The sequence below is a fragment of the Kitasatospora sp. NPDC059673 genome, from assembly GCF_042734215.1.
Classification (GTDB): domain Bacteria; phylum Actinomycetota; class Actinomycetes; order Streptomycetales; family Streptomycetaceae; genus Kitasatospora.
This window is the reverse complement of the sequence record NZ_JBHWEN010000006.1, coordinates 82,223-108,657: the sequence shown is the minus strand read 5'-3', so window position 1 is coordinate 108,657 and position 26,435 is coordinate 82,223. Positions and strand designations below refer to the sequence as shown.

Sequence of the window (26,435 nt, the reverse complement as noted above, 5' to 3'; positions counted from 1 at the left end):
CTGGGGGAGAACCGCGAAGCGGAGGACGAACGTCGGCAGGATCGCGACACACGGCATGACGTGCACGTGGACGCGACCTTGCAGACGTGCGCTCTTCTACTCCCCGGACAACAGCAGCAGCCGCAGCGCGAGCTGCAGCTCCAGCGCCCGTTCCGGCTGGTTCCAGTCGCGGCCGAGCAGCACCTCGACCCGGTCCAGCCGCTGGACGACCGTGTTCACGTGGACGTGCAGCAGGTCCTTGGCCCGGGTCAGGCTCCCGCCGCAGTCGAAGTAGGCCCGCAGGGTGCGGACCAGTTCGGTGCCGCGCTTGGCGTCGTAGTCGAGCAGCGGGCCGAGGGTCGCGCGGACGAAGCCCTCGACGTCGTGGCCGTCGCCGAGCAGGACGCCGAGGAAGCCGAGGTCGGTCGCGCACGCGCCGTCCCCCTCGCGGCCGAGCACCCGCAGGGCCCGGACGCACCGCACCCCCTCCGCGTAGGCCGCGGCCAGCGGGCCGGGCCCGCTCGCGGCGCGGCCGGTGCCGACGGTGACGGGCACCCCGACCAGCCGGGCCAGCCGCTCCGCGGCGAGGGCGGCGACCGCGCCGTCGCCGGTGCCGTCGTGCGGGACGAGCAGCACCACGCCGTCGCCGAACTCGGCGCTGATGCCGCGCGAGCCGAACAGGTACCGGGCGGCGGCCCCGGCCAGCCGTTCCCGGGCATGGACGTCCGCGGCGACCGCGACCAGCACCAGGTGCGGGCGGCCCAGGTCCACGCCGAGGCGGCGGCCGCGGGCGGTGAGGCCGGCCGGGTCGCGGTCGGGGGCGGTGAGCAGATCGGCCAGCAGCTCGCCGCGGACGCGGTTCTCGGTCTCGGCGACCGAGCGCCGCAGCAGGAGCAGCAGCGCGGTGACGACGCTCGCACGTTCGAACACCCGCCGGTCGGCGTCGTTCAGCTCGGGTCTGCCGTGCAGCACGAGCGAGCCGAGCAGTTCCTGGCCGGCCAGCACCGCGCACACCCAGTCCGCGCCGTGCCGAACGGCGTGGCCCTCGGTGCGGGAGGAGGCGACGGCGTCGGAGAGGCCGTCGAGGGCGCCGCCGGGGCCGGTGAGCGGGGCGCCCTCCGCGTCGTGGACGGAGGCCTCGCCGTCGAGCAGCGCGGCGACCTCGGCGGCCACGTCGGCGACCTCCGCGCCGCGCAGTACGAGGTCGGTGAGCCGGTCATGGGCCTGTTCGGCGCGCTGGACGGAGCCCGCGTGGGCGCGGATGACGGCGTTGGCGGTGGCGAGTTCGGCGAGCGCGGCGCGGGTGTCGGCCAGCGACTTGGCGGTGTCCAGGGCGATCGCGGCGTGCGCGGCGAGGGTGCACAGCAGCGCGACCTCGTCGGGGGAGAAGGTGCGCGGGGTGCGGTCGGCGGCGAACAGCACGCCGATCACGGTGCCGCCGAGCAGCAGGGGGACACCGATGATGGCGACCAGACCCTCGTCGAGCACGCCGGCGTCGATCTGGCCGGTGTGCCGGAAGCGTTCGTCGATGCGGTAGTCGTGGCTGGCGTAGGGGCGGGCGGTCTGCGCGACCAGGCCGCCGAGGCCGTCGCCGAGGCTGAGCCGCAGGGTCTGGAAGATCGGCGAGACGGAGCCGTCGGTGACCCGCATGTAGGTGTCGCCGGCCCGCTCGTCGGGGAGGGTGAGGTAGGCGGTGTCGGTGCCGAGCAGCATCCGGGCGCGGCGGACGATGGCCTGCAGCACGGCGTCGAGGTCGCGGGAGGCGGCGAGATCGCCGGCGGTGTCGAACAGCGCCGTCAGTTCGGCTTCCCGGCGGCGGTGCTGACGCATCGTCCGGTGCACCCGCAGGGCCTGCCAGGTGGCGTCGTCGATCTCGGTCAGGACCTGGGCGGGTGCGCCCTGCCGACGGGCGTCGGCGAGGACTTCGCCGAAGTCCTCGGTGGCGGCGCCGGTCGCCAGCAGGTCGAGGAGTCGGCGCAGCGCCGGTGCGGCGGTGGTGTGGCGGTCCATTCGGTCTTCCCTGTCACTCGTGCCCCCCGTGGCCCCCGTTGCCCGCGGCCCGTCGCACGGGGGCCTGTCCGGCCGATCTTGCCGACCGGACAGGCCCCGGACGGGCCGGGGCCGCGCCGCCGGGCGGGTGCCCGGTGACGCGGCCCTGATTTTGTCGGAAGTGCTCAGGCCGTCGTGGCGGCCTTCACGGAGTCCACCCGAGCGTCGTCCCCTTCGGCGAGGTCGGTGCCGCGGGTCTCCCGGCCGCACAGCACCGCGAGGACGGTGATCGCGGCGGCGATCGCCACGTACACGGCGATCGGGGTGGCGCTGTCGTAGTCCTTGAGCAGCGCGGTGGCGATCAGCGGGGCGGGGGCGCCGGCCGCGACGGAGGAGAACTGGGCGCCGATGGACGCGCCGGAGTAGCGGGTGCGGGTGGCGAACAGTTCGGCGAAGAACGCGGCCTGCGGGGCGTACATCATGCTGTGGAAGAACAGGCCGACGGTGATGGCGGTGACCAGCGCGGTGAAGTTCTTCGTGTCGACCATGCCGAAGAACACGAAGGCCCAGATGCCGACGCCGACCGCGCCGACCAGGTAGACCGGCTTGCGGCCGACCCGGTCGGAGAGCGCCCCGAACAGCGGGATCAGCGCGAACTGGATCGCCGAGCCGATCAGTACGGCGTTCAGCGCGGTCTGCTTGGGCAGGTGGGTGTGGCCGACGGCGTACGCCAGGACGAAGGTGGTCATCACGTAGTACGAGATGTTCTCCGCCATTCGGGCGCCCATCGCCACCAGCACGTCCCGCCAGTGGTCGCGCAGCACCGCCACCAGCGGCGGCTTCTGCTTCTCGGCCCGCTGCTCGGCGGCCGCCAGCGCCGCCTTGAACAGCGGCGACTCGTCCACCGCCAGCCGGATCCACAGACCCACCATCACCAGCACCGCGGACAGCAGGAACGGCACCCGCCAGCCCCAGGCCAGGAACGCCGCGTCCGACTGGACGGCCGTCATCAGCGACAGCACTCCGGCCGCCAGCAGGTTGCCCGCCGGCGCGCCGCCCTGCGGCCAGGACGCCCAGAAGCCGCGCCGCCGCTGGTCGCCGTGCTCGGAGACCAGCAGCACCGCCCCGCCCCACTCGCCGCCCAGCGCGAAGCCCTGCACCAGCCGCAGCACCGTCAACAGCACCGGCGCCGCCACGCCGATCTGGTTGTACGTCGGCAGGCAGCCGATCAGAGTGGTCGCGCCGCCCATCAGCAGCAGGGACAGCACCAGCAGCTTCTTGCGGCCGATCCGGTCGCCGAAGTGCCCGAACACCAGCGCGCCCAGCGGCCGGGCGGCGAATCCGATCGCGTAGGTGAGGAAGGACAGCAGAGTGCCCGTCAGCGGATCCGACTTCGGGAAGAACACGTGCCCGAAGACCAGCGCCGCCGCCGATCCGTACAAGAAGTAGTCGTACCACTCGATCGTGGTGCCGATCAGCGAGGCGGCGACCACCCGGGGCAGGGAGGCGGGTCTCGCGACGTCGGGAGAGGCAGCCATCATGTATTCCCTTGCAGAGGTGGGGGGTGAGGGAGTGTCAGGACCCTATCGGCCCGCTGCGGCCGGACTCAGTGCGCGGTCCAGCCGCCGTCCACCGGCAGGCTCGCGCCGGTGATGTAGGAGGCGCTCGGCGAGCACAGCCACACCGCCAGCTGCGCCACCTCCTCCGGTTCGATCAGCCGCTTCACGGCGGTGCGGTCGAGCATGATCTGCTCCACCACCTCGTCCTCGTGGATGCCGTGCGCCAGGGCCTGCGCGGCGATCTGCTTCTCCACCAGCGCGGTGCGCACGTACGCCGGGTTGATGCAGTTGCTGGTCACCCCGTACGGGGCGCCCTCCAGCGCGACCGTCTTGCTCAGACCCTCCAGCGCGTGCTTGGCCGTCACGTACGCCGACTTGAAGGCGCTGGCGCGCAGGCCGTGCACCGAGGAGACGTTGATCACCCGGCCCCACCCGCGCTCGTACATGTGCGGCAGGGTGCGGCGCAGGATCCGGAACGGGGCTTCCACCATGACCCGCTGGATCAGCGTGAACCGCTCCATCGGGAACTCGTGCACCGGCGCGACGTGCTGCAGGCCGGCGTTGTTGACCACGATGTCCGCGTCGGTGGGCAGCGCCTCCACCGCGTCCGGGTCGGACAGGTCGGTCACGTGCGCGACCCCGCCGATCCGCTCCGCCAGCTCCTCGGCGGGCGCGGCGGCCAGGTCGACGACGTACACGCGCGCGCCGGCCGCGGCGAACGCCTCCGCACAGGCCCTGCCGATGCCGGAAGCGGCGCCGGTGACCAGCGCGGTGCGGCCGAGCAGCGAGGGCTGGGGGAGGGGGGCAGAAGTGGTGTCCATGGCCGAGAACGGTAGGAATCCGCGGCCCCCACAACGATGTGGGCGAACACCACAGCATCCCCGTCCTGCATGGTGCCGTCCGCCATGCCGTCCGAACGCGGGCAACGGCCCTCGAACTCAAACACGCGGCACCCGGGCTTCCTCAGAACGGGCGGGCCTGGTTCACCCGTTCGGAGGATCGATGGGCTGAATCCACCCATAGCGCCCCAATGCTCGCTACATTCGCGCCGATTCCCGATCAGGGGGCGCTGTCCCGGGCAGGAGGGGCCGGAACGGCGCCTGAGAGGTGTGGACTGCTATGCCCCAACGGCCCGTAATCGACAGCCCGGCGTACCGATCGCTCGACCCGCTCGACCCGCGCCAAACCGGAGCGGCCGAGACCCCTCCGCGCGCCGCCGAGCCGGCCGACGCACCGTCCGGCGGGCGCGCTCAGAACCCCCAACTCGCGGCACTCATCGAGGAGTCCGGCTTCTCGCACGCCGGCCTCGCCCGCCGGGTCGACCAGCTCGGCCTGGAGCACGGCCTCGACCTGCGGTACGACAAGACCTCCGTGACGCGCTGGCTGCGCGGCCAGCAGCCGCGCGGTGCCACCCCGGCGCTGATCGCCGAGGTCTTCACCCGACGCCTCGGCCGCCGCCTCACCGCCCAGGACGTCGGCCTGGACGCCTGCGCCCCGGTCTACGCGGGGCTGGAGTTCGCCGAGACCCCGCAGGAGGCCGTCGACATCGTCGCCTCCATGTGGCGCAAGGACAACGGCCCCTACGCCGAACTGCGAAAGATCGCCTTCACCCCCGCCGGACTGGTCGTCCCCAGCCGCGACTGGCTGATCGGCCGCACCGACGAACGCGTCGCCCGGGACGGCACCACCCTCAGCGCCGAGGAACTGCGCACACCCCCGCCGGGCGCCACCGCCCGCGTCCCCCAGCAGGGCGCCCGCCGCCCCACCGGCGGCACCCTCGAACCCACCGCGGACCCCAGGGAGGCCCGGCCCCCGGTCCGGGTCGGCCGCGGCGACATCGCCGCCATCCGCGCCGTCGGAGACCTCTTCCGGGCCCTCGACCACGCCTACGGCGGCGGCCACGCCCGGCAGGCGCTGGTCCGCTACCTGGAGAGCGAGGCCGAGCCGATGCTCCGCGGCCGCTACGGCGAACAGATCGGCCGCGCCCTGTTCGGCGCCGTCGCCGACCTGACCAGGCTGGCCGGCTGGACGTCCTTCGACATCGCCGCGCACGGCCTCGCCCAGCGCTATTTCGTGCAGGCGCTGCGGCTCTCCCAGGCGGCCGGGGACCGGATCCTCGGCGGCTACGTCCTCACCACCATGAGCCAGCAGGCCGTCCACCTCGGGCACGCCCGGGAGGCCATCCAGCTCGCCCGGGTCGCCCAGCAGGGCGTCGGCACCACCGCCGCACCCGTCGTCCAGGCCCTGATGCACGCCGCCGAGGCCCGCGGCCACGCCCTGGCCGGCGACGTGCGGGCCTGCACCACCGCCCTGGTCCGCTGCGAACGGGCCCTGGCCACCGCCCGCAGCGGCGACGAAGTCCCGTCCTGGGCCCGCTACTTCGACGACGCCCAGCTCGCCGACGAGTTCGCCCACTGCTACCGCGACCTCCAGCAGTGGCGCCCCGCCGCCCAGCACGCCGAGAAGTCCCTGCGCCTGCGCGCCCCCGCGTACGCCCGCAGCCGCATCCTCTGCCGCCTCGTCCTCGCCTCCGCCCGTCTCGGCATGGGAGACGTCGACGAGTCCTGCTCCATGGCCACCGACAGCCTCCGCGCAGCCGGCGAGATGCGCTCCGCCCGCACCGTCGAATACCTCCGCGACTTCCACCGCCGCCTGGCCCCGTACCGCACCACGCCCGCGGCGCGCGCCTTCGAGGAGGCCACCCGGCAGGCGGGGGTGATCTGACCCGGCATGCCACGGGCCGCCGCTCCCGCGAAGTGCGGAGGCGGCGGCCCGGATTCGGCGTTCGAGGGGTCAGAGTGCGGTCGGGTTGTACGTGTTGGAGCTCCAGATCGCTGTGCCGGCGGTGTTGTAGACGACGAAGTTGCAGTCGTTCTGGACCTTGGCGTAGGCGCCGTTGTTGCCGCTGGTCTGGGAGGAGTTGAGGGTGGTGCCGTTGGCGTCCGTGATCACCAGGTTGCCGTCGGCCTGCATGGTGGCGGTGGCGCCGGGGTGACCGGCGGTGCCGGTGTTCCAGATGGGCTTGCCGTCGAACAGGTAGTAGAGCACCAGGTTGCCGTCGGTCTGCATGGTCAGCCGGATTCGGCCGGAGGCCACCGAGGCGCCCGGCTTGAGCGTGGTGCCGGGGGTCAGTACGGCCTCACTGGCGGAGCGCAGTGCGCCGGTGACGGTGGCGGGCAGCGGCCCGTTGGAGGCGCTTTCGAACAGTTGCCGGTCGACCGCGGAGGTCTGGGCCAGCCGCGGCGGGGTGGTGAAGCCGCTCGCGTTGCCGGTGTAGAACAGCGTGCAGCCGGTCGGGCAGGTGGTGGACTTGTCCGCGCCGGCCGTGTCGCGGTAGGTGACGGCGGCCGAGTCGGCGGGGGTGCCGGCCCAGAACGCGGTCGCCTGGGTCGCGTTCGGGGTGAAGCGCCGGTAGGTGTAGCCCTCGCCCGGGTCCTCGACGCCGTTGTCGTTGGCGTCCTTGAAGGCGGCCACGGTCGTCACGGTGCCGGCGGTGTTCCCGGCGACCGCGAACTGGGGGCGCTGCTGGAGGTCGCCGGTGCCCCACCGCTGGGGTGCGGCCAGGCCGTACGTGCCGGCGGTGACCTGTCCGGGGAACAGCCACACGGTGCCGTCGCGGTTGTCCTTGGCGAGGATGTCCGGGGTGCCGTCGCCGGTGAGGTCGCCGGGGGCGCCGGCGGTGTACATGTTCCACGGGACGCCGGCGCTGATCACACGTCCGCCTGCCAGGTCGAGCGGCGCCGTGTGGTTGGGTGTGCGGCCGTCGGCCAGGACCTTGCCGCTGTAGAGCCACAGCTTGCCGTCCTCGGTCACCAGCAGGTCGTTGCCGGGTTTCCCGTCGATGTTGCCGGGGGCGAGGATCTGGGTGGCGGCCGACCAGTCGGCCTTGGTCGGGTGGACGAGCTGGAACTTGGCCTCGTACCGCAGGTGTCCTGCGCCGTCGCCGCCGTAGATGAACATCCTGCCGCTGCTCTCGCGCGCGATCATGTCCTCGTAGCCGTCGGCGCCGGCGGTGAGGGAGGCGGCGCCGATGAAGTCGCCGCGGTGGGTGATCAGGGCGCCGGCCAGGTTGTTGACGCCGAAGGTGCGGGTGCCGAAGCCGCCCGCGCCGTTGCCGGGGTAGATCCACAGGTCGCCGTTGGCGTACACGGTGGCCAGGTCGGCGTAGCCGTCGCCGTCCATGTCGCCGGGCACGTCGTGCTCGGCCTCGGTGAGGACGTTCCAGTCACCGGTGGTTCCGGCCTCCCGGACGAACTCGGGCGGGGCGGTCTTGATGATCCAGTTGGCGCCGCCGCCGGGGTTGTCGGTGCCGTCCACGGTGCTGCGGTTGCCGGCCTTGTCGTACGCGGCGACGTGCAGTTCGTTGCTGGGCCACTGGGTCTGCAGCACGGTGATGGTCGCGGTTCCGCTCGGGGCGTCCACCCAGGTGCCCTGCTGGCAGCGGGTGTTGGAGGTGCTCAGCGGGCGGTTCAGGATCCAGCAGAAGCCGGCGAAGTTGGCGTCCGAGGAGGTGAGGGTGAGGGTCCGCGGCTTGCGGGCGGTCAGCGGGGTGGAGAGCGGGACGCCGTCGGCCGGGGTGACGATGGGGGCGGTCGGTGCGGTGCGGTCGACCTTGAACGCGCAGTACGGGTCGCCGGGCACGTAGCCGGACTGGGTGATGCCGTCGCGGGCGGCGATTCCCCAGCGGTAGAGGGTGTTCTCCTCGAACTCGGAGGTGGGCCAGCTGCGGGAGGACCAGCTGCCGTTGCCGACCGTCTCGTCCTGGTCGTGGTACCAGGACCAGCCTTCCTTCCAGACCCGGTAGTAGGCGTTGGTGCTGGTGCCGTCGGGGTCGGAGACCCGCGCGGTGAGGGTGAGGTCGTTGTTGCCGATGACGGCCGGCTTCGCGGGGTCGCGCTCGCACGCCACGGGCTTGTTCCCCGCGCCGCCCGGGCTCCAGGTGCCTTCGAAGGCGCCGTACTCGTTGACCACGGGGGTGCGGTTGTAGGTGATCTCGAGGTGCGGGTTGTTCCTGAACCGCTTGTAGCTGGAGGTGCTGCCTTCCTTGCCGCTTTCCGCGGCGAGGCTGAGGGTGAGCGAGGAGGCGTTCCAGTCGGCCATCTGCTGGACGGCGGCCTTCAGTCCGTCGGAGACGAAGTCGTGGCCGAGGTCGTCGGGGCAGTAGTCCGGGTTGCCGCCCGCGAAGCTGTCGGCGGCGACCTTGTTGATCCGGGGGAGCGGGTTGTTCCAGGTCGGATCGTGGTCCCAGCCGCCGACCACCCACAGTTCGGTGTTGCCGGCGTCCGACGCGCTGCAGCCCCACGAGTGGGTCTCTACGGTCTGGAGTGTGGCGGTGAGGATCTGGGCGCCGCCGAGCCCGTTGGTGTCGATGGTGAAGAAGCTCTGGTGCTTGGAGTCGCCCGAGTAGCCGACCCGGAACTCGTCGGTCGGGTTGTTCGACGTCCAGCCGCTGCCGGACACGAACGCGCTGTTCGGGTACGAGGACGCGGTGAACGACCACTTCTGCCGGGAACCTCCGGTGAACACCGGGTCGATCACCAGCGGGAACTGTGCGTCGGCCGCGGTGAGCAGGCCGCGGTCGGGGGTGAGCCGGATCTCGCCCTGGCCGAGCTTCACGCCGAGACGGGCGGACTTCACCGGCAGCGCGGCGGGTTCCTGGCCGCCCCGCGCTGCTGCCTTGGTGGGTTCGGCGCTCGTCGGGGTGTCCCACATGGTGGGTGCCGGGGCCTGGAAGACGGTGCTGCCGTCCTTGGCCTTCGCCTTGATGCCGCCGTCCTCGGCGTTCTCCAGTGACAGGCCGTCGGTCTCGGTGAGGAGCCTGAGTTCGGCCAGCGCGGGATTGGCCGCGGCCTGGCGGGTCTTGACGATCAGGTGCTCGGCGAAGCCGTCGACATTCGCGAGGACCTTCAGGTCCACGCCCGGCAGCACCTCCGGGTACAGGGCGGTGTTCCCGGACAGCGTCGGGGCCGGCAGGGCGGTGGGCCAGCCGACCGACATGGTGTGACCGTCACGGGTCATGGTGGCCAGCGGAGTTGTGCCGCCGCCGGAGAAGGTGATCGGGAAGGTCGGGGCAACGGGTGCGACCCTTCCGTCGCCGGCCCGCGCCAGCGTGGCGTCCGGAGTGCGCCAGGTTCCCCCCACCTTGGCCCGGACGGGCTCGACGTGGCTGCGGCGGGTGAAGGTCCCGTCCGGGTTCGCGAGCGTCTCGGTGAACTCGTCGAGCAGCTCGGTGACTTCGACCGTTTTGCCGGTCTTCTTCGCCTCCGCGGACGCCCGGGCCTCCGGCGACGGGGCGGGAGCGGCGGTCGCGGTCCCGGTGTCGGCGGCGGCGATGCCGGTGGCGATCAGCGGCGTGGTCAGTAGCGCGCTGGTGGTGAGGATCGCGAGGAGACGGTGCCGTCTCGACTCGCGTCCAGGTGCAGTGCTCATGTGAAGGACCCCCCTCGATCCGTGTCGGCCATGCCGGGGGATGGTAGCGAGACCGGAAGGGCGGAACCAGGCCTCACTGGGCGTCAACAACGTTTACGGCATTTGTTGTTCGCTCAAAATGGTGGGGCGTTCGCTGGCGAAACGTCAGTAAACGGACTCGGTAAAGTGTGCGCTACCTCACACCTCCCTTGCCGGTGAGGGAGCTCCGGGTGGAGGATCTCGCAGGAATTTGCGTGGATGGGGGTTCAGGTTCGGGGGAGCGTGGGTCAAATCTGCATCAAGTGTGGGGAAAACCTGCATTTCGTTCTCGTCCTCGCGTCGGCGGGGCGAGGAAGCCGACGTGGACGAACGGCCCTTTCCTGTCCAGGCAGATGGAGCCGGCGGCTCCACTCGCACGGGGATCGATCGGGGCAGGGCGAGTGGGGAGCGGCGTGTGAGCCGCAGGACGGCCCGGCGTGAATTCAACGGCAATCGGACGCGCGGGAATCTCCGGTGATCGCGCGATGAGGGGTGGGACCAGGTGCGAGACAGAAGGTCAAGATCAGATATGGCGGGGGAGTTGTCACGAAGGCGGACCACTGTCGCCGGCGTGACCGCGACCGCACTGGTGGTGGGCCTGCTTTCGGCTCCGGTGGCGGCTGCGGCGGGCCTGCCCGGATTCGAGGTGCGGCCCGTTCAGCAGCCGACCTCGGTGAACGGCCAGGACCTGGGCGTCCAGCCCAAATCCGGTGCATCGCCGAGTTCGGCGAACTGGAAGCCCGGTGAGGTGAGCTGGCCGAAGGGGGCGACCGCCCGGGTCGACCTCGCGAATGCCGGTAAGTCGTCCCGGCAGGCCGAGGGCACCCCGGTCAAGGTCGCGGCAGCTTCCGACCACGGAGCGCCGAACGCGGTGTCCGTCCAGGTGGCGGACCATTCGGCCGCTCAACGGGTCGGAGTGGAAGGCCTGTTGCTGGGCATCCGGCGCGACGACGCGTCCACTTCGGCAGCCCCGGTCACCGTCTCGGTGGACTACGGGCAGTTCAAGGGTGCCTTCTCCGCGGATGCCGCCTCGCGCCTGACGCTGGTCAGCCTGCCGGCCTGCGCGCTGACGACGCCGGAGAAGGCGGAGTGCCGTACCCGCACCGCCCTGCCGACGGTGAACGACCCGGTGGCGGGGACACTGACCGCGAAGGTCGAGGCGGCCGCGGCGCCTTCGGGGCAGGCCGGGTTCGCGCCCACCGTGCTGGCGACGACCGCCGACACGGCGGCGTCCGGCCCGATGGGCGACTACAAGGCCACCTCGCTGGCGACCACCGGCTCCTGGTCGCAGACCGGCAACACCGGTGGCTTCAACTGGAGTTACCCGATCAGCGTCCCGGCCGTCCCGGGCGGCTTCGCACCCAATGTCGGGCTGGGCTACAGCTCGGCGAGCACCGACGGCCGGACGGCCTCGACGAACAACCAGGTGTCCTGGATCGGCGAGGGCTGGGACTACAACCCCGGTTTCATCGAACGCAGCTACACCGGCTGCGCCAACGACCAGTACCAGGGCAACAACTCCACGAAGACCGGCGACCTGTGCTGGAAGTCCGACAACGCGACCATGTCGCTGAACGGCACCTCCACGCCGCTGGTCAAGGTCGACGACCGGACGTGGCGCCCCGCGGCCGACGACGGCTCGCGGATCGAACGGATCCGTGGCGAGGCGATCGGCAACGGTGACGACGACAACGAGTACTGGAAGGTCACCGACACCTCCGGCAACCAGTGGTGGTTCGGCCGCAACAAGCTGCCGATCCCGGTGGAATCCAACGAGGACACCAACTCCGCCTGGACGGTGCCGGTCTACGGCAACCACGCCGGCGAGCCCGGCAACGCCGGCGCCTTCGCCGACTCCGTGAAGACCCAGGCGTGGCGCTGGAACCTCGACTACGCCGTCGATGTGCACGGCAACGCCATGGCGTTCTACTACGACCGCGAGAACAACGCCTACGCGCAGAACCGCAAGACCGACTCCGGCGCGGTCTCCTATGTCCGCGGCGGTTACCTGAAGCGGATCGACTACGGGCTGCGCGGCGACCTCGGCGCGCCGTCCAAGCCGTCCGCGCAGGTCACCTTCACGGTCGCCGAACGCTGCCTGACCACCTGCACCACCTTCGACAAGGCGCACGCCACCGACTGGCCGGACGTGCCCATCGACCAGGACTGCGCGGCCAACTCCGCCTGCGCCAACACTTCCCCGACGTTCTGGTCCCGCAAGCGGCTCACGACGATCAACACCTTCTCGCGCCTCGGCGGAACGCTCACCGCAGTGGACCAGTGGTCCCTGGCCCACAGCCTGCCGCCGACCGGCGACTCCTCCACCCCGTCGCTCTGGCTCACCTCGATCGACCGGACCTTCCAGGCCGGCGCGCTGGACGACGTCAAGCTTCCCCAGCCGATGAAGTTCACCGGCGAGCCCTTCGACAGCCGCGTGGACGGCGCCGAAGGCCGCCCGCCGATGCACAAGTACCGCCTGACCAAGATCACCAACGAGACCGGCGGCGACACCCTGATCGCCTACCGGCCGAAGGAGTGCGTCTACGGCTCGACCCCCGCCCCGGAGTCGAACGACAAGGCCTGCTTCCCGTCCTACTGGACCCCCGAGGGCCAGGCCCAGGTCCTCGACTGGTTCCACAAGTACCTGGTCGAGTCGGTCACCGAGGACGACACCACGGCCGGCTCGGGCTCCGAGTCCAAAGTGACCTCCTACGAGTACCTCGGCGGCGCCGCCTGGCACCGCGACGACTCGGAGTTCACACTCGACACCAACCGCACCTACGGCCAGTTCCGCGGCTACGCGAAGGTCCGCACCCGGGTCGGCTCGGTCAACAAGACGCTGAGCGAGACCGAGTACTTCCGGGGCATGGACGGCGATGTCCTTCCGGGTGGCGGCAAGCGGTCGGTCAGCGTCAACGGCATGGCCGACCTCAACGGCTACGCGGGCCGGGTGGCGAAGGTCTCCACCTTTGACCAGGACAACGGCACCGTCGCTACCGAGACGGCCAGCACGCCCTGGCAGGGCAGTGCCCGGACCACCGCCACCCCGAAGAGCCTGTCGGGCAAGGACGGTCAGGCCGGCGTAGACCTCCCCGCCATCGAGGCCCGGTTCTCGGGCACGTCGAGCGAGCAGACCCGCACCTTGATTTCCGGATCCACCTGGCGGATGACGAAGCTGACCCGCACCTACGACACGGCGTTCGGCCGGGTGACCGAGGTGAGCGACGAGGGGGACACCGCCGTCACCGGCGACGAAGCCTGCACCCGCACCGAGTACACCGCAACCGACTCCGTCAACTGGCTGAACAACTACCCGTCCTCGGTGACCACCCATTCGACGGCCTGCTCGACCTCGGCCTCCCCATCGACGGCGGTCGGCGCGACCCGAACCTCCTACGACAACCAAGCCGTGGGCGTGGCCCCGGTCCTCGGACGCGGATACGTCACCAAGACCGAACAACTGGAGCGCTACAACGGCTCGACCGAGGTGTGGAACACCACGCTGAAGGCCGCGTCCTTCGACCGCTACGGCCGTTCGACCTCCGTCACCGGCGAGGACAACCAGACCACGACCACCGGCTACACCCCCGCCGACGGAGAACAGCCCACCACGGTCAAGGTCACCGATCTGGCGAGCCGGATCACGACGACCACCTACGACGGTCTGCGCGGCCTGACACTCTCCACCACCGATCCGGGGGGTCGGGCCAAGAGCAACTCCTACGACGCCGCAGGACGGTTGATCGCGACCTGGGCCCCCGGACGGGCAACCGACCGACCGGCCAGCGCGACGTTCGCCTACGCGATCTCGGCGACCGTCCCTACGGCCGTCACCACGAAGGTGCTGTTGGAGGGCGGTTCCTACGGGGCGAGCATCGAGATCCTGGACTCGTTTCTGCGGTCACGCCAGACTCAGATCGAGTCGCCGAAGACCGGCCGGACGATCGCGGACACCTTCTACGACAGCCATGGCCGCGCCTGGAAGACCAACGCCCCGTACTGGAACAAGCTGGCAGCCACCACCACGATGTACTCCGTGGCGGACAACCAGGTTCCGTCGCAGACCGTGACGGAGTTCGACGGTCGCTCCCGGCCGACGGCGTCGGTCCTCAAGTCGCTGAACGAGGAGAAGTGGCGGACCACCACCGCGTACGGCGGTGACTGGACTTCAGTCGTGCCGCCCGCCGGCGGGACCGCCACGCTCTCCCGAACCGACGCACTTGGCCGTACCGTCGAGCTGCGCAAGTACAAGGACAGCAACCCGGCCATCGGCGCGGCGAGCAGCCAGTTCGAGTCGCTCGGCTACACCTTCGACGCCGCAGGCCGCCTGGCGAAGGTCACCGACGCGACCGGGAAGAACAACTGGATCTACGGCTACGACCTCCGCGGCCGTAAGACTCGCACGGTGGACCCGGACAAGGGCACCACGGACTTGAGCTACGGCGCGGATGGCTTCCTCGCTACGACGACTACTGCGGTCGGAACGACCGAACAGGCGGTCGTCGGCTACACCTACGACGCCATGGGCCGGAAGAAGACACTCCGTTCCGGTTCTGTCTCAGGGCCGATCCTGGTCGAGTGGACGTACGACACGGCGCAGAACGGTGTCGGACTCCCCGCGGCGAGTACCCGCTACCGGACGGTCGGGGGTGCGACGTACGCGTACACCAGCACCGTCACGGGTTACGACGCTTCGGGCAAGCCGACCGGACAGACCTACACGGTGCCAAGTGTGCCGAACGAGGAGAAGCTCGCGGGCGATTACACCCTTGGCTACACCTACACCCCTAACGTCGGGCTGCCGAAGACCATCGAGTACTCGACCACCAACAAGGACGCGGAGTCGGCACTACCGGCCGAGATGCTGACCAACGGATACGACAAGTACGGGCAGCTGGGCTCGATCTCGAGCTCCCTGGGCATCAGTTACCTGGGCGGCGCGCAGTACTCGGAGTTCGGGCAGACCCTGCAGGCGCAGCTCGGCACGATCGGCGGCAGGGTCGTTCGGACACTGACCTACGACGAGCCGACCCGTCGCCTGACGACCGTGAAGGACGACCGCGAGGCCGCCGGCCCACAGATCCTGACCAGTGCGGCGTACACCTACAATCCGGCGGGAGACATCACCCGGATCCAGGACCTGCAGAACGACAACGCCGTCAACGACACGCAGTGCTTCAAGACCGACTGGTCCAGGCGCCTGACCGAGGCATGGACCTCCGGCGACAGCTGTGCCACCAGCCCGGACAGCGCCGGCGGGCCGAACCTGGGCACAATCGACCCGTACTGGCTGAGCTGGACCTTTGACGCGGCGGGCAACCGGTCCAAGGAAACCCGGCACAAGGGTGGCTCGATCACCGCCGACACCGTCCAGAGCTACACCTACCCCGCCCCCGGCACCGCCCGTCCTCACGCGGTCACCCAGGTGTCCACCACCGGCGGTGCCACCGGCACTGCGGCCTACGGGTACGACAGCAATGGCAACCTCAAGTCGAAGACCGTAAATGGGACCGTCCAGCAGAGCCTGACCTGGGACCAGGAAGGCAGGCTGGCCACCTCGACCCCGGGGCCGACGGCGGGCTCCACCACCAGTTCGGACGTCTACGACGCCGACGGTACCCGGGTACTCCGACGTGATCCGGGCACGGCAACGCTGTATCTGCCGGGCGGCCAGGAGTTGGCGCTCAACATCGCCGGCAAGACGCTGAAGGGTACCCGCTACTACACGGTCCCTCAGGCGACCGCAGTCCGTACCAGCGGCGACGGCCAGGTCCGGTACTTGTTGGCCGACCAGCACGGGACCAACAATCTTTCGATCAACGCTTCCACCATGGCCTTCAACCGCCAGAAGTCCTTGCCGTACGGCGGGCTTCGCGGCGCTGCCCCGGCAGCCTGGCCTGGCGAACGCGGCTTCGTCGGAGGCACCGTTGACACCGCGACCGGCTATACCCACCTGGGCGCCCGCGAGTACGACCCGGGGACCGGACGGTTCATCAGCCCGGACCCGCTGATAGATCTCACCGACCCGACGCAGATGGGCGGTTATGGCTACAGCAACCACAACCCGGTCTCGTCCAGCGACCCGACCGGTTTGATGAACATGGCGCTCATCGACGGTGGAGAGTACACCCCGAGCGGGCAGGAATGTGACGCTGCCTGCCAGGCCGCTGCCAAGGTTCCGCACCCGGGCAACTGGGTGGGCAGTGCGCCGAGCGAGGAACAGAAACAGCGTGACATGTCGCGCGCACGCCGCAACAAGGGCCTTCAACTGGAGGAGGAGTACGCGGCCCGGTCACCCTACCCGCGCTACATCGGGGACCATCCTGCTCTCTACTACGTGCCCGATGCCGAATGGCTTGATCATTTCGAGTGGGAGAGGCCCAAGGACAAGAAGTCAGCGAGTCCCGCCGAGCAGGAAGTGTGCGTCCTCAGCGGCTTCGACGGGGGCTGTGGCCAGGCGGCGGAAATAGCGGACTGGGCCTATGAAATGCAGCAACAGGAGTATCCCGGCGAGCCTGATTCGAACGACAAGGTCAACTCGTTCCGTCATGCCCTGTGGCAAGCACGCCTGACCTACGAGCTGGGCGAACGGCTCGCGGTCGAGTGGGCCGATGCCCATGAAGCCTATGGGCCGCCGTCCGACCTCCGCGAGTACAGCTACCGCGATCACCTGACCGATCTGGTCAACAACGAACGCGGGAGGCTGATCGGCAGGGAGGCCATCGAACTTCGAGGCGGCGTGAGCAACGAAAAGGCCTTGGACTACATCATGCAGCAGGCCAGGGACTATATTGCGAGCGGGAACTACGCGAGGCGGGACGACTTCCTGCCGGATGCCAAGTAAGCGGTAGATCGAATGTGGTGCGGCGGCCTGCATGACGCCGCCGCACCACGACACGAAGGGGGCCCTCCGGTATGGCGGTGCGAGTGGTCAGAGGTTCCAAACTGTGGATTCCGTACCTTGCTGCGCTCGGGGTCGCCACGGCTGTTGTGCTCTGGACCCAGGCTGCCAGTGACGCCGTTTCAGAGATGCCGCAGGACCTCCTCGGACGCTGGTCCGTAGGGGAGGAGACGATGGAACTGCGCGCCGACGGGAGCCTGGGGGACGTTCGGATCCTGCCCTCGTTGTGCGGCGGCGGATCTTCGCCCGCGGGGAGTTCGCAGAGCTTCAGCGGGAGCTGGAAGGACGAGGGTGTGGTCGACTACGAGCGGGTCGTCAGCATCACCTTCAACGACTTCTACGGTCCGGGGAAGCCCTGCCAGGTGCCGTTCGGTCAGATGACGGACGAGGCGGGGACGAAGCTGGTGCCCCCGGTCGCCGATGCGCGACAGCGAGGATTTCGACGTCAGTAGACTCCGGTAGGCCGGCCCCGTTCGAGCGTGGCCGGCCTGTCGGCGGTCGTGGGGACTAGGCGGCCACCTCCGCCACGTCGGGCTCGACGCGCACCCCCAGGTCCTTCAGGAGCGCCGTCGCGGCCCGCCGGCCCGAGGCGATGGCGCCGGTCAGGGTGCCGGTGTCGCGGTGGTCGCCGCAGACGTACAGGCCGGCCAGGAGGCGGACGGAGCGGCGGAAGTGGTGCGGGGGCGGCATCGAGACCACCGCGTCCGGGACGTGGCGGACCGTCAGGAACTCCCAGGCGGCGGTGGAGGTGCCGTACAGCTCGGACAGGCGGCGGCGGACGACGGGTTCGTCGCCGGCCGGGCCGCCGGAGTCGAAGGCGCGGCGGCCGAGCACGGTGGTGGCGATCAGGGCGCGGCCGTCGGCGGCGTAGGACGGGTCGGCGTCGCTGAGCACCAGGGAGTACGAGATGCCGGTGCGTTCGGCGTCCAGCAGCAGCACGGGTTCGCCCAGCGGCGAGCGGTTGGCGGCGTGGTAGTAGGTGGTGACGGGGTGGAACCCGGGCTGCCGGAGGCCGGGGAGCAGGGTGGTGGCGGTGGCCGCGTCGGTGGCGACGATCACCGCGCGGGCCCGGATCGGGCCGTGCGCGGCGGTCTCCACGCCGTCCGTGCCGACCGAGGTGACGTCCACGCCCGGGCGCAGTGTGCCGTCCGGCAGTCCGGCGGCCAGTTGGGCGGGGACGGCGCCGATGCCGGCGGCGGGGACGCACAGCCGGCCGAGGGCGTAGTCGCGCAGGACCAGGTCGGCGACCCGGCTGGAGGTGCCGAGTGCCGGGTCGGAGAGCAGTGCGGCGAGCAGCGGGCGCAGGAAGCCGTCCACGGTGCGGCCGGGCAGGCCGCGGTCGGCCAGGGCGCGGGCGGCGGTGGTCTCCTGACGGGCCAGCAGCCGGGTGGTGGGGGTGGCGGCCAGCCGGGCCAGTGTGCCGGCCAGCCGGGCCCGGTCCAGCGGGGTGCCGAGCGGGCTGCGGGTGGCGGCCTGCCGGGCGGGGGTGAGCTGCGGGTCGCCGACCCGGTAGGTGCGGCCGTTGCTGTGCACCAGGACGCCGGGGGCGAGCGGACGCAGGTCCAGCCGGTCCACGTCGAGGTGGCGGCCGAGTTCGGGGAACGCGGTGTTCAGCAGGTGGCCGCCGAGGTCGAGGCGGAAGCCGTCGAGTTCCCGGGTGGCCGTGCGGCCGCCGACGCGCTCGGTGGCCTCCAGGACCTGAACGCGCAGGCCCTGGGCGGTGAGCGCGGCGGCGGCGGTCAGCCCGGCGACGCCGGCGCCGACCACGATCGCGTCGGGGTCAGTGGCATGGACACGACTGATGAAGTCTTGTGCGGGCACGAGTGGGTGCTCCCTCCCTGGCGGAGCCCTCCGCTGCCGCCGCGCGCGGCAGGGCCCGCGAGCGAGCGGGTGGGTGCCGGGGCGGGCTGCGGGGGGCGAGGACAACATGGTCCGTCGAGGTGATGCCCCGTCATCGGGCAACCCAGACCGCCGACCGCGACCCAATCGGTTCATCTCACTGGCGGGGGAGCACGGCGGGGCGGCTCCGTCACCCACCGTGCGTCAAACGGGGCGCGCGGGGCGGGAGCGGGCGCGCACGGTCACCGTTCACGCCCCACGCGCCGTCCCCATGCACCCGTGCGCCCCCCTGTTCCGTCAGTGCCCGCGCCGTCCGAGCGCCGCCGCCACGATCGACGAAAGATCCGGGTCACGGAACTCGAACCCCGCCTCCATCAGGGCTTTCGGTACCACCCGGTGACTGCCGACCACCTCGACGGCCATCTCCCCGAGCACCGCGCGCAGGGTCCACTCCGGCACCGCGAACACCGCGGGTCGCCGCAGTTGCCGGGCCAGCTCCGTGGTCAGCTCGCCGTTGGTGACGGGCTCGGGCCCGGCGAGGTTGACCGGGCCGCTGATGTCCTGGTGGTCGATCAGGAAACGCAGCGCGGCCACCTCGTCGGCCAGCGAGATCAGGCTCCAGTACTGCTTGCCGTTGCCGAGCCGGCCGCCCAGCCCGAGTTTGAACAGCGGCAGCAGCCGGGCCCCCGCGCCGCCCTTCCGGTCGAGCACCAGCCCGGTGCGCGGGTGCACCACCCGGATCCCGGCGGCCGCGGCGGGCTGCGCGGCCCGCTCCCACTCCTGGCACACCTCGGACAGGAAGTCGCTTCCGCTGGGCGCGTGTTCGTCGATCAGTTGGTTCCCGGTCTGCCCGTACCAGCCGACCGCGGACGCGCTGACCAGCACCTTCGGCGGGGACTTCAGCCGGGCCAGCGCGGTGGCCAGTGTCTCGGTGCCGAGCACCCGGCTGTCCCGGATCTCCCGCCGGTAGGCGTCCGACCAGCGCCGGTCCCCAACGCCCGCCCCGGCCAGGTGCACCACCGCGTCCACGCCCTCCAGCGCGGCGCCGTCGATCTGCATCAGGAGCGGGTTCCACCCCACCCCGACCGTCCCGTCCGGCTGCGGGCCGGTGCGCGAGCGCCGCCGCACCAGCCGCAGCACCTCGTGCCCGTCCCCGACCAAGGAGTCCACCAGCGCGGACCCGATCAACCCCGTGGAACCTGTCACCGCGATACGCATACCGGCCATCCTCGCAGCCCTTACCGCCCCGCCCGGGCAGCCGGGCCGCCCGCCCGCTCACGGGGCGACAATTCCCGGCAAGATCCACAGCGGAGCGCCTAGCATGGCCGCCATGTCATCGACCGATCCGATCATCCGACCCGCCGCAGAGCAGGACGAGCAGGCGATCCGCGCCATCGACAACGCCATCTGGTCCACGCTCAGCGAGGTCGCCCCGAAGGGCGCCGCCGACGCGCCGGTCTTCGACCAGCAGCACCGGCCCGAGCAGTACCTGCTCGCCGAACTCGACGGCCACATCGTCGGCTACATCCGCCAGCTGCAGGAGATCCCGCTGGAGTCCAGCGCCCACGTCCGGCAGATCCAGGGCCTGGCGGTGCTCCCGCAGGCCCGCGGCCGGGGCGTCGGCGACGCCCTGATCACCGCCGCCTGCGACGCCGCCCGCGCCGTCGGCGCCCGCCGGATGACCCTGCGGGTGCTCAGCCACAACGCGCCCGCCCGCCGCCTGTACGAGCGCAACGGCTTCGCGGTGCTCGGCGTGCTGCCCGAGCACTTCCTGCTGGACGGCGCCTACGTGGACGACGTCTGGATGGGCCGCGCCCTCGACTGACCACCGACCCGGTGGCGGCCCCGCACCCGGGCGGCCGCCACCCGTCCGCCCAACGGGCCGTCAGTCCCCGTACAGCTCCCACAGCCGCGGGTAGCGGGCCGCCATCGCCGCCTTGTCCGCGAAGTCGAACGGGACGCCCTGCGGCGCGGGCGGCTGACGCACCCCCAGGTCCGGCAGCGGCAGCCCCGTCAGCCGCTCGTACGCCTCGTCGGCGGCGTACCCGAGATCCTCCGCGTCGCCGTCCTCCTCGTCGTCGAAGTCGGGCAGCAGCTCCGCGAGTTGGTCCGGATCGTGCACCCCGCCCTCGAACACCTCCCGGCCCTGGCCGATCAGCCAGCAACGGAAGTAGTCGAAGCTGTCCTCCGAGGCCCCGCCCAGCAGCAGGTACGCGGCGCCCCACAGCTCCACCGTGTACGCCCGCTGGAACCGCGCCTCGAACTGCCGGGCGAAGTCCAGCACGTCGTCCGGCGTCAGCCCCATCAGCCGCTCCACCAGGGCCTGCGCCTGCTCGTCCGGATCACCCCCGGCCGCGTCCCGGGCGTCGTCGATCAGCTGCCAGAATGCCGTCTCGTCCATCACCGCTCCAGCATCCACAATCCGCACCGCGCCCGCACCCGATCACACCGCCGACGGCACAGCCCGACAAGTGCCCGCACACGCAGAAGCCCCGCACCGTCCGGGGACGGTGCGGGGCTTCTGACGGGGATGCCTTACAGGCCGAGCTCGACCTCGAACTCGCCGGCCTCCAGGATCTCCTTGACCGCGACCAGGTAGCGGGCGGCGTCCGCGCCGTCCACCAGGCGGTGGTCGTAGGAGAGCGACAGGTAGGTCATGTCGCGGATGCCGATGGCGGTGCCGCCGTCGGCCTCGATCACCACGGGACGCTTCACGGTCGCGCCGATGCCCAGGATGGCGGCCTGGTTCGGCGGGACGATGACGGTGTCGAACAGCGCGCCGCGCGAACCGGTGTTGGAGATGGTGAAGGTCGCACCGGACAGCTCGTCCGGGGTGATCTTGCTGTCACGGACCTTCGAGGCCAGCTCCGCGGTCTTCTTCGAGATACCGGCGATGTTCAGGTCGCCCGCACCCTTGATGACCGGGGTCATCAGGCCCTTCTCGGAGTCCACCGCGATACCGATGTTCTCGGTGTCGAAGTAGGTGATGGTGCCCTCGGCCTCGTTGATCCGGGCGTTGATGACCGCGTGGGCCTTCAGCGCCTGGGCAGCGGCCTTCACGAAGAACGGCATCGGGGACAGCTTCACGCCCTCGCGGGCCAGGAAGGAGTCCTTCGCCTTCGCGCGCAGCGACATGATCTTGGTGACGTCCACCTCGACCACGCTGGTCAGCTGCGCCTGCTCGTGCAGGGCCTTCATCATGTTGTCGCCGATGACCTTGCGCATGCGGGTCATCTTGACGGTCTGGCCACGCAGCGCGGACGGCGCGGCGGCGGCCTTCGCCGGGGCGGCGGCAGCGGGGGCGGCGACCGGAGCCGGCGCGGCCTTCGCGGCCTCGGCGGCGGCGATGACGTCCTGCTTGCGGATGCGGCCACCGACACCGGTACCGGCGACGGAGGACAGCGCGACACCGTGCTCGGCGGCGAGCTTGCGCACCAGCGGGGTGACGTAGGCGTCACCGGCGTCCGCGACCGGAGCGGCGGCCACCGGGGCGGCGGCAACCGGAGCCGGAGCGGCCGGAGCGGCCGGGGCGGCCGGAGCCGCGACCGGAGCCGGGGCGGCCGGGGCGGCGGGCGCGGGGGCCGGGGCAGCGACCGGAGCCGGAGCGGCAGCCACCGGAGCCGGGGCAGCCGGGGCGGCCGGGGCAGCGGGGGCGGCCGGGGCCGGAGCAGCGGGGGCGGCCGGGGCCGGGGCGGCGGCAACCGCGCCCGCGGCGCCGATCAGCGCCAGCTGGGCGCCGACCTCGGCGGTCTCGTCCTCGCCGACCAGGATCTTCACCAGGGTGCCCGCCACGGGGGAGGGGATCTCGGTGTCGACCTTGTCGGTGGAGACCTCCAGCAGCGGCTCGTCGACCTCGACGGTGTCACCCTCGGCCTTCAGCCAGCGGGTGACGGTGCCCTCGGTGACCGACTCGCCCAGCGCGGGCAGCACCACCGGGGTGGCGTCGGCGACCGGGGCGGCGGCAACCGGAGCGGCAGCCGGAGCCTCGGCGACCGGAGCCTCGGCGACCGGCGCGGGAGCCGCAGGGGCCTCCGCAACCGGAGCGGCCGGAGCGGCCGGAGCGGCCGGGGCAGCCGGAGCCTCGACGGCGGCCGGCGCCGGAGCGGCAGCCGGGGCGCCGGAGCCGTCGTCGATGACCGCCAGCTCGGCGCCCACCTCGACGGTCTCGTCCTCGCCGACCTTGATCGAGGCCAGGATGCCGGAGGCCGGCGCCGGGATCTCGGTGTCGACCTTGTCGGTGGAGACCTCGAGCAGCGGCTCGTCCATCTCCACGCGCTCACCCTCGGCCTTCAGCCAGCGGGTGACGGTGCCTTCGGTCACGCTCTCGCCCAGCGCGGGCAGTGTTACTGAGACCGCCATGGTTCCAGCGACTCCTATCAAGTCTTGCGTTCAGGAATGAAGGGGGACGGGGGCGCGATCAGTCGTGCGCGTGCAGCGGCTTGCCGGCCAGCGCGAGGTGGGCCTCGCCCAGGGCCTCGGACTGGCTCGGGTGCGCGTGGATCAGCTGCGCGACCTCGGCGGGCAGGGCCTCCCAGTTGTAGATCAGCTGGGCCTCGCCGACCTGCTCGCCCATGCGGGCGCCGACCATGTGGACACCCACGACGGCGCCGTCCTTGACCTGGACCAGCTTGATCTCGCCGGCGGTCTTGAGGATCTTGCTCTTGCCGTTGCCGGCCAGGTTGTACTTGAGGGTGACAACCTTCTCCTTGCCGTACTGCTCGACGGCCTTGGCCTCGGTCAGGCCGACGGAGGCGACCTCGGGGTTGGAGTACGTCACCCGCGGGATGCCGTCGTAGTCGATCGGGACGACCTTGAGGCCGGCGATCCGCTCGGCCACCAGGATGCCCTCGGCAAAGCCGACGTGGGCCAGCTGCAGGGTCGGGACCAGGTCGCCGACGGCGGAGATGGTCGGCACGTTGGTGCGCAGGTACTCGTCGACCAGGACATAGCCGCGGTCCATCGCGACACCCTGCTCCTCGTAGCCCAGGCCGGCCGAGACCGGGCCGCGGCCGATGGCGACGAGCAGCACGTCGGCCTCGATGGACTTGCCGTTCTCGGTGGAGACCCGGACACCGTTCTCGGTGTACTCCACGCCGGAGAAGCGGGACTTCAGCTCGAACTTGATGCCGCGCTTGCGGAACGCGCGCTCCAGCAGCTTGGAGGAGTTCTCGTCCTCCAGCGGCACCAGGTGGGGCAGGCCCTCGACGATGGTGACGTCGACGCCGAAGGACTTCCAGACCGAGGCGAACTCGCAGCCGATGACGCCGCCGCCGAGGATGATCGCGGACTTCGGGATGTAGTCCAGCTTCAGCGCGTGGTCGGAGGAGATGATCCGGTCGCCGTCGATGTCCAGGCCCGGGATCGAGCGCGGCACGGAGCCGGTGGCGAGGACGATGTGGCGGCCCTCGATGCGCTGGCCGTTGACGTCCACCGAGGTCTGCGAGGACAGCCGGCCCTCGCCCTGGATGAAGGTGACCTTGCGGGAGGCGACCAGGCCCTGCAGGCCCTTGTACAGGCCGGCGACGACGTCGTCCTTGTACTTGTGGACGCCCTTGATGTCGATGCCCTGGAAGGTGGCGAGGACACCGAAGTCGGCGGCTTCGCGGGTCTCGTCGGCGACCTCGGCGGCGTGCAGCAGCGCCTTGGTCGGGATGCAGCCGCGGTGCAGGCAGGTGCCGCCCAGCTCACCCTTCTCGATCAGCGCGACGCTCAGGCCCAGCTGAGCGCCACGGAGGGCCGCGGCGTAGCCGCCGCTTCCGCCTCCGAGAATGACTACGTCGAAAACGGTGCTGGCGTCGTTCGCCACGTCACGTCCTCCATGCAAAAGGTGCGGATCGCCGGGCCGGTCGCGGTCCGGTGGGTGAGAGCCCTTGTAAGGGCGCCCAGTCATGCCGGAAATACATCTTTGCACTTGTTGGCGGCGGGTGGCGTCGGAGGGTGCCCCGGCCGGGCCCCGGTGCGGCCCGCGGAGCGGTGGGGTGACCCGGTCCCGGAGGTATCGTCCCAGCTCACAGCCCGGAAATCGGCAATCGGAGGTAGTCCGTTCGGGGGGCTTCGCCGGGCCGGTTCCGCTCTGCGGAATCAAGTTTCGCCGGAGGCGAACAGGTGGCCGGATTGGCACGGTCGGCTACCGGCTGGTAATGCGCGTGGGGCCCGGCACCCACAGGTGCCGGGCCCCACAACGTCAACGGGTCACTTGCCCGCGGCGGTGTCCTCCGCGAAGCGGACCAGGGTGCGCACCGCGCTGGCGGTGCCGCCCTTCGGGGTGTAGCCGGACGCGCTGCCCTCGTTGAACGCCGGGCCGGCGATGTCCAGGTGCGCCCAGTCGATGCCCTCGGCGACGAACTCCTTCAGGAACAGGCCGGCCACCAGGCCGCCACCCATCCGCTCGCCCATGTTCGCCAGGTCCGCGACGGTCGACTCGACCATGCCCTTGCGCAGGTCGGCCGGCAGCGGCATCGGCCAGGATTCCTCGCCCACCGCGCCCGCGGTCTCGTGCAGCTTGGTGCGCAGCTCGTCGTCGTTGGCCATCACACCGAAGGTGCGGCTGCCCAGCGCCACCATCATCGCGCCGGTCAGGGTCGCCACGTCGATGATCACGTCGGGCTGCTCCTCGCCGGCCCGGACGATCGCGTCGGCCAGCACCAGGCGGCCCTCGGCGTCGGTGTTCAGCACCTCGACGGTCTTGCCGCCGTACATCCGCAGCACGTCGCCGGGGCGGGTGGCGGTACCGGACGGCATGTTCTCCGCCAGCGCCAGCCACGCCGTCACGTTGACCTGCAGGCCCAGGCGCTTGGCGGCGACCACGGCGGCGAACACCGCGGCGGCACCGGCCATGTCGCACTTCATGGTCTCGTTGTGGCCGGCCGGCTTCAGCGAGATGCCGCCCGAGTCGTAGGTGATGCCCTTGCCGACGAACGCCAGCGAGGCCTGCGCCTTCGGGTGGGTGTAGGCCACCTTCACCAGCCGGGGCGGGTTGGCCGAGCCGGTGCCGACGCCGAGGATGCCGCCGAAGCCGCCCTTGGCCAGCGCCTTCTCGTCCAGCACCTCGACCTTCAGGCCGTGCTCCTTGCCGGCCGCCTGGGCGATCGCGGCGAAGGACTTCGGGTTCAGGTCGTTCGGGGCGGTGTTGACCAGGTCACGGGCCCGGTTCATCTCCTCGCCGATCGCCGTGGCGCGCTCGACGGCGGCCTTGGCGTCCTTCGAGCCCTTGCGGTCGGTCAGCACGACCAGCTCGGCGACGGGGGCCTTCGCCACCTCGGCCTTGTAGGTGCCGAACGCGTACGAGCCGAGCAGGGCGCCCAGCGCGATCGCCTCGACGTCCTTGGCGGAGCCGGCCGGCAGCGCCAGCGCGGCCTTCTTCGAACCGGCCAGGGTGCGGGCGGCCGTACCGGCGGCCTTGCGCAGCTCCTCGGCGCCGAACGCGCCGTCAGCGGCGTCGCCCAGGCCGACGGCCAGCACCAGCGGAGCCTTCAGCCCGGCCGGAGCGGGAAGCTTGACCGCCTCACCCTCGGCACCGGTGGCGCCCAGGGTGGTGAGGACCTCGGCCAGCTTGCCCTCGAACGCCTCGACGACCGCCTCGGCGCCGGCCGCCACGACCAGGCCCTTGGGGCCCTTCGCGACACCGATCACCAGGGCATCCGCGCGCAGGCTCGCGGCGGAGGAGGTGCTCACAGACAGTGCAGTCACGACAAATGCGTCCTGTTCTTTCGCGGTCCACG

The 26,435-nt window shown here is 71.3% G+C and carries 14 protein-coding genes; 4 read left to right on the top strand and 10 right to left on the bottom strand.

Annotated features, from left to right (window positions below; genetic code table 11):
• Positions 1-96: 96 nt before the first annotated feature.
• The 3 genes from ACFV18_RS09835 to ACFV18_RS09825 all read right to left on the bottom strand — a co-directional run bounded on the left by ACFV18_RS09835 (position 97) and on the right by ACFV18_RS09825 (position 4,348).
• Positions 97-1,989: a helix-turn-helix domain-containing protein gene (locus ACFV18_RS09835; protein WP_380481203.1), complete on the bottom strand. Its 1,893-nt coding sequence runs from the start codon at positions 1,987-1,989 to the stop codon at positions 97-99.
• A 164-nt stretch (positions 1,990-2,153) separates the two neighbouring features.
• Positions 2,154-3,509, bottom strand: a complete 1,356-nt coding sequence (locus tag ACFV18_RS09830; protein WP_380481201.1) for an MFS transporter — start codon at positions 3,507-3,509, stop codon at positions 2,154-2,156.
• A gap of 65 nt (positions 3,510-3,574) precedes the next feature.
• On the bottom strand, positions 3,575-4,348 hold the full coding sequence (locus tag ACFV18_RS09825; RefSeq protein WP_380481198.1) for a 3-hydroxybutyrate dehydrogenase: 774 nt from the start codon (positions 4,346-4,348) through the stop codon (positions 3,575-3,577).
• Between the two features lie 298 nt (positions 4,349-4,646).
• Here ACFV18_RS09825 and ACFV18_RS09820 point away from each other — a divergent pair, with 298 nt between their 5' ends.
• Positions 4,647-6,251, top strand: coding sequence for a regulator (locus ACFV18_RS09820; protein ID WP_380481196.1), 1,605 nt, complete (start codon positions 4,647-4,649; stop codon positions 6,249-6,251).
• 69 nt (positions 6,252-6,320) lie between these two features.
• On the opposite strand, the gene ACFV18_RS09815 is transcribed toward ACFV18_RS09820, so the two are convergent.
• Positions 6,321-9,956 (bottom strand): hypothetical protein, encoded by a 3,636-nt coding sequence (locus tag ACFV18_RS09815; RefSeq protein WP_380481193.1) that lies wholly within the window; start codon positions 9,954-9,956, stop codon positions 6,321-6,323.
• A gap of 589 nt (positions 9,957-10,545) precedes the next feature.
• Here ACFV18_RS09815 and ACFV18_RS09810 point away from each other — a divergent pair.
• Positions 10,546-16,818 carry an RHS repeat-associated core domain-containing protein gene (locus ACFV18_RS09810; RefSeq protein ID WP_380481191.1) on the top strand — a complete coding sequence of 2,091 codons (6,273 nt, stop codon included), beginning with the start codon at positions 10,546-10,548 and terminating at the stop codon, positions 16,816-16,818.
• A 230-nt stretch (positions 16,819-17,048) separates the two neighbouring features.
• Positions 17,049-17,327, top strand: a complete 279-nt coding sequence (locus ACFV18_RS09805; RefSeq protein ID WP_380481188.1) for a hypothetical protein — start codon at positions 17,049-17,051, stop codon at positions 17,325-17,327.
• A 55-nt stretch (positions 17,328-17,382) separates the two neighbouring features.
• On the opposite strand, the gene ACFV18_RS09800 is transcribed toward ACFV18_RS09805, so the two are convergent.
• Positions 17,383-18,696, bottom strand: coding sequence for an FAD-dependent oxidoreductase (locus ACFV18_RS09800; RefSeq protein WP_380481186.1), 1,314 nt, complete (start codon positions 18,694-18,696; stop codon positions 17,383-17,385).
• A 315-nt stretch (positions 18,697-19,011) separates the two neighbouring features.
• The gene (locus tag ACFV18_RS09795; RefSeq protein ID WP_380481183.1) at positions 19,012-19,941 is read right to left on the bottom strand and encodes a TIGR01777 family oxidoreductase; all 930 of its coding nucleotides are present in this window, start codon (positions 19,939-19,941) and stop codon (positions 19,012-19,014) included.
• Positions 19,942-20,035: 94 nt separating this feature from the next.
• On the opposite strand from ACFV18_RS09795, the gene ACFV18_RS09790 reads away from it, so the two are divergent.
• Positions 20,036-20,539, top strand: a complete 504-nt coding sequence (locus ACFV18_RS09790) for a GNAT family N-acetyltransferase (RefSeq protein WP_380481181.1) — start codon at positions 20,036-20,038, stop codon at positions 20,537-20,539.
• A gap of 60 nt (positions 20,540-20,599) precedes the next feature.
• Here ACFV18_RS09790 and ACFV18_RS09785 read toward each other — a convergent pair whose 3' ends face one another.
• From ACFV18_RS09785 to ACFV18_RS09770, 4 genes are all read right to left on the bottom strand, one after another.
• A complete protein-coding gene (locus ACFV18_RS09785; protein ID WP_380481178.1) occupies positions 20,600-21,115 on the bottom strand; it encodes a DUF4240 domain-containing protein in 516 nt (171 codons plus the stop codon).
• A gap of 134 nt (positions 21,116-21,249) precedes the next feature.
• Positions 21,250-23,073, bottom strand: a complete 1,824-nt coding sequence (gene sucB, locus ACFV18_RS09780; RefSeq protein WP_380481175.1) for a 2-oxoglutarate dehydrogenase, E2 component, dihydrolipoamide succinyltransferase — start codon at positions 23,071-23,073, stop codon at positions 21,250-21,252.
• 58 nt (positions 23,074-23,131) lie between these two features.
• Positions 23,132-24,520 carry a dihydrolipoyl dehydrogenase gene (lpdA, locus tag ACFV18_RS09775; RefSeq protein WP_380481174.1) on the bottom strand — a complete coding sequence of 463 codons (1,389 nt, stop codon included), beginning with the start codon at positions 24,518-24,520 and terminating at the stop codon, positions 23,132-23,134.
• Positions 24,521-24,906: 386 nt separating this feature from the next.
• A complete protein-coding gene (locus ACFV18_RS09770) occupies positions 24,907-26,403 on the bottom strand; it encodes a leucyl aminopeptidase (protein WP_380481172.1) in 1,497 nt (498 codons plus the stop codon).
• Positions 26,404-26,435: the final 32 nt, after the last annotated feature.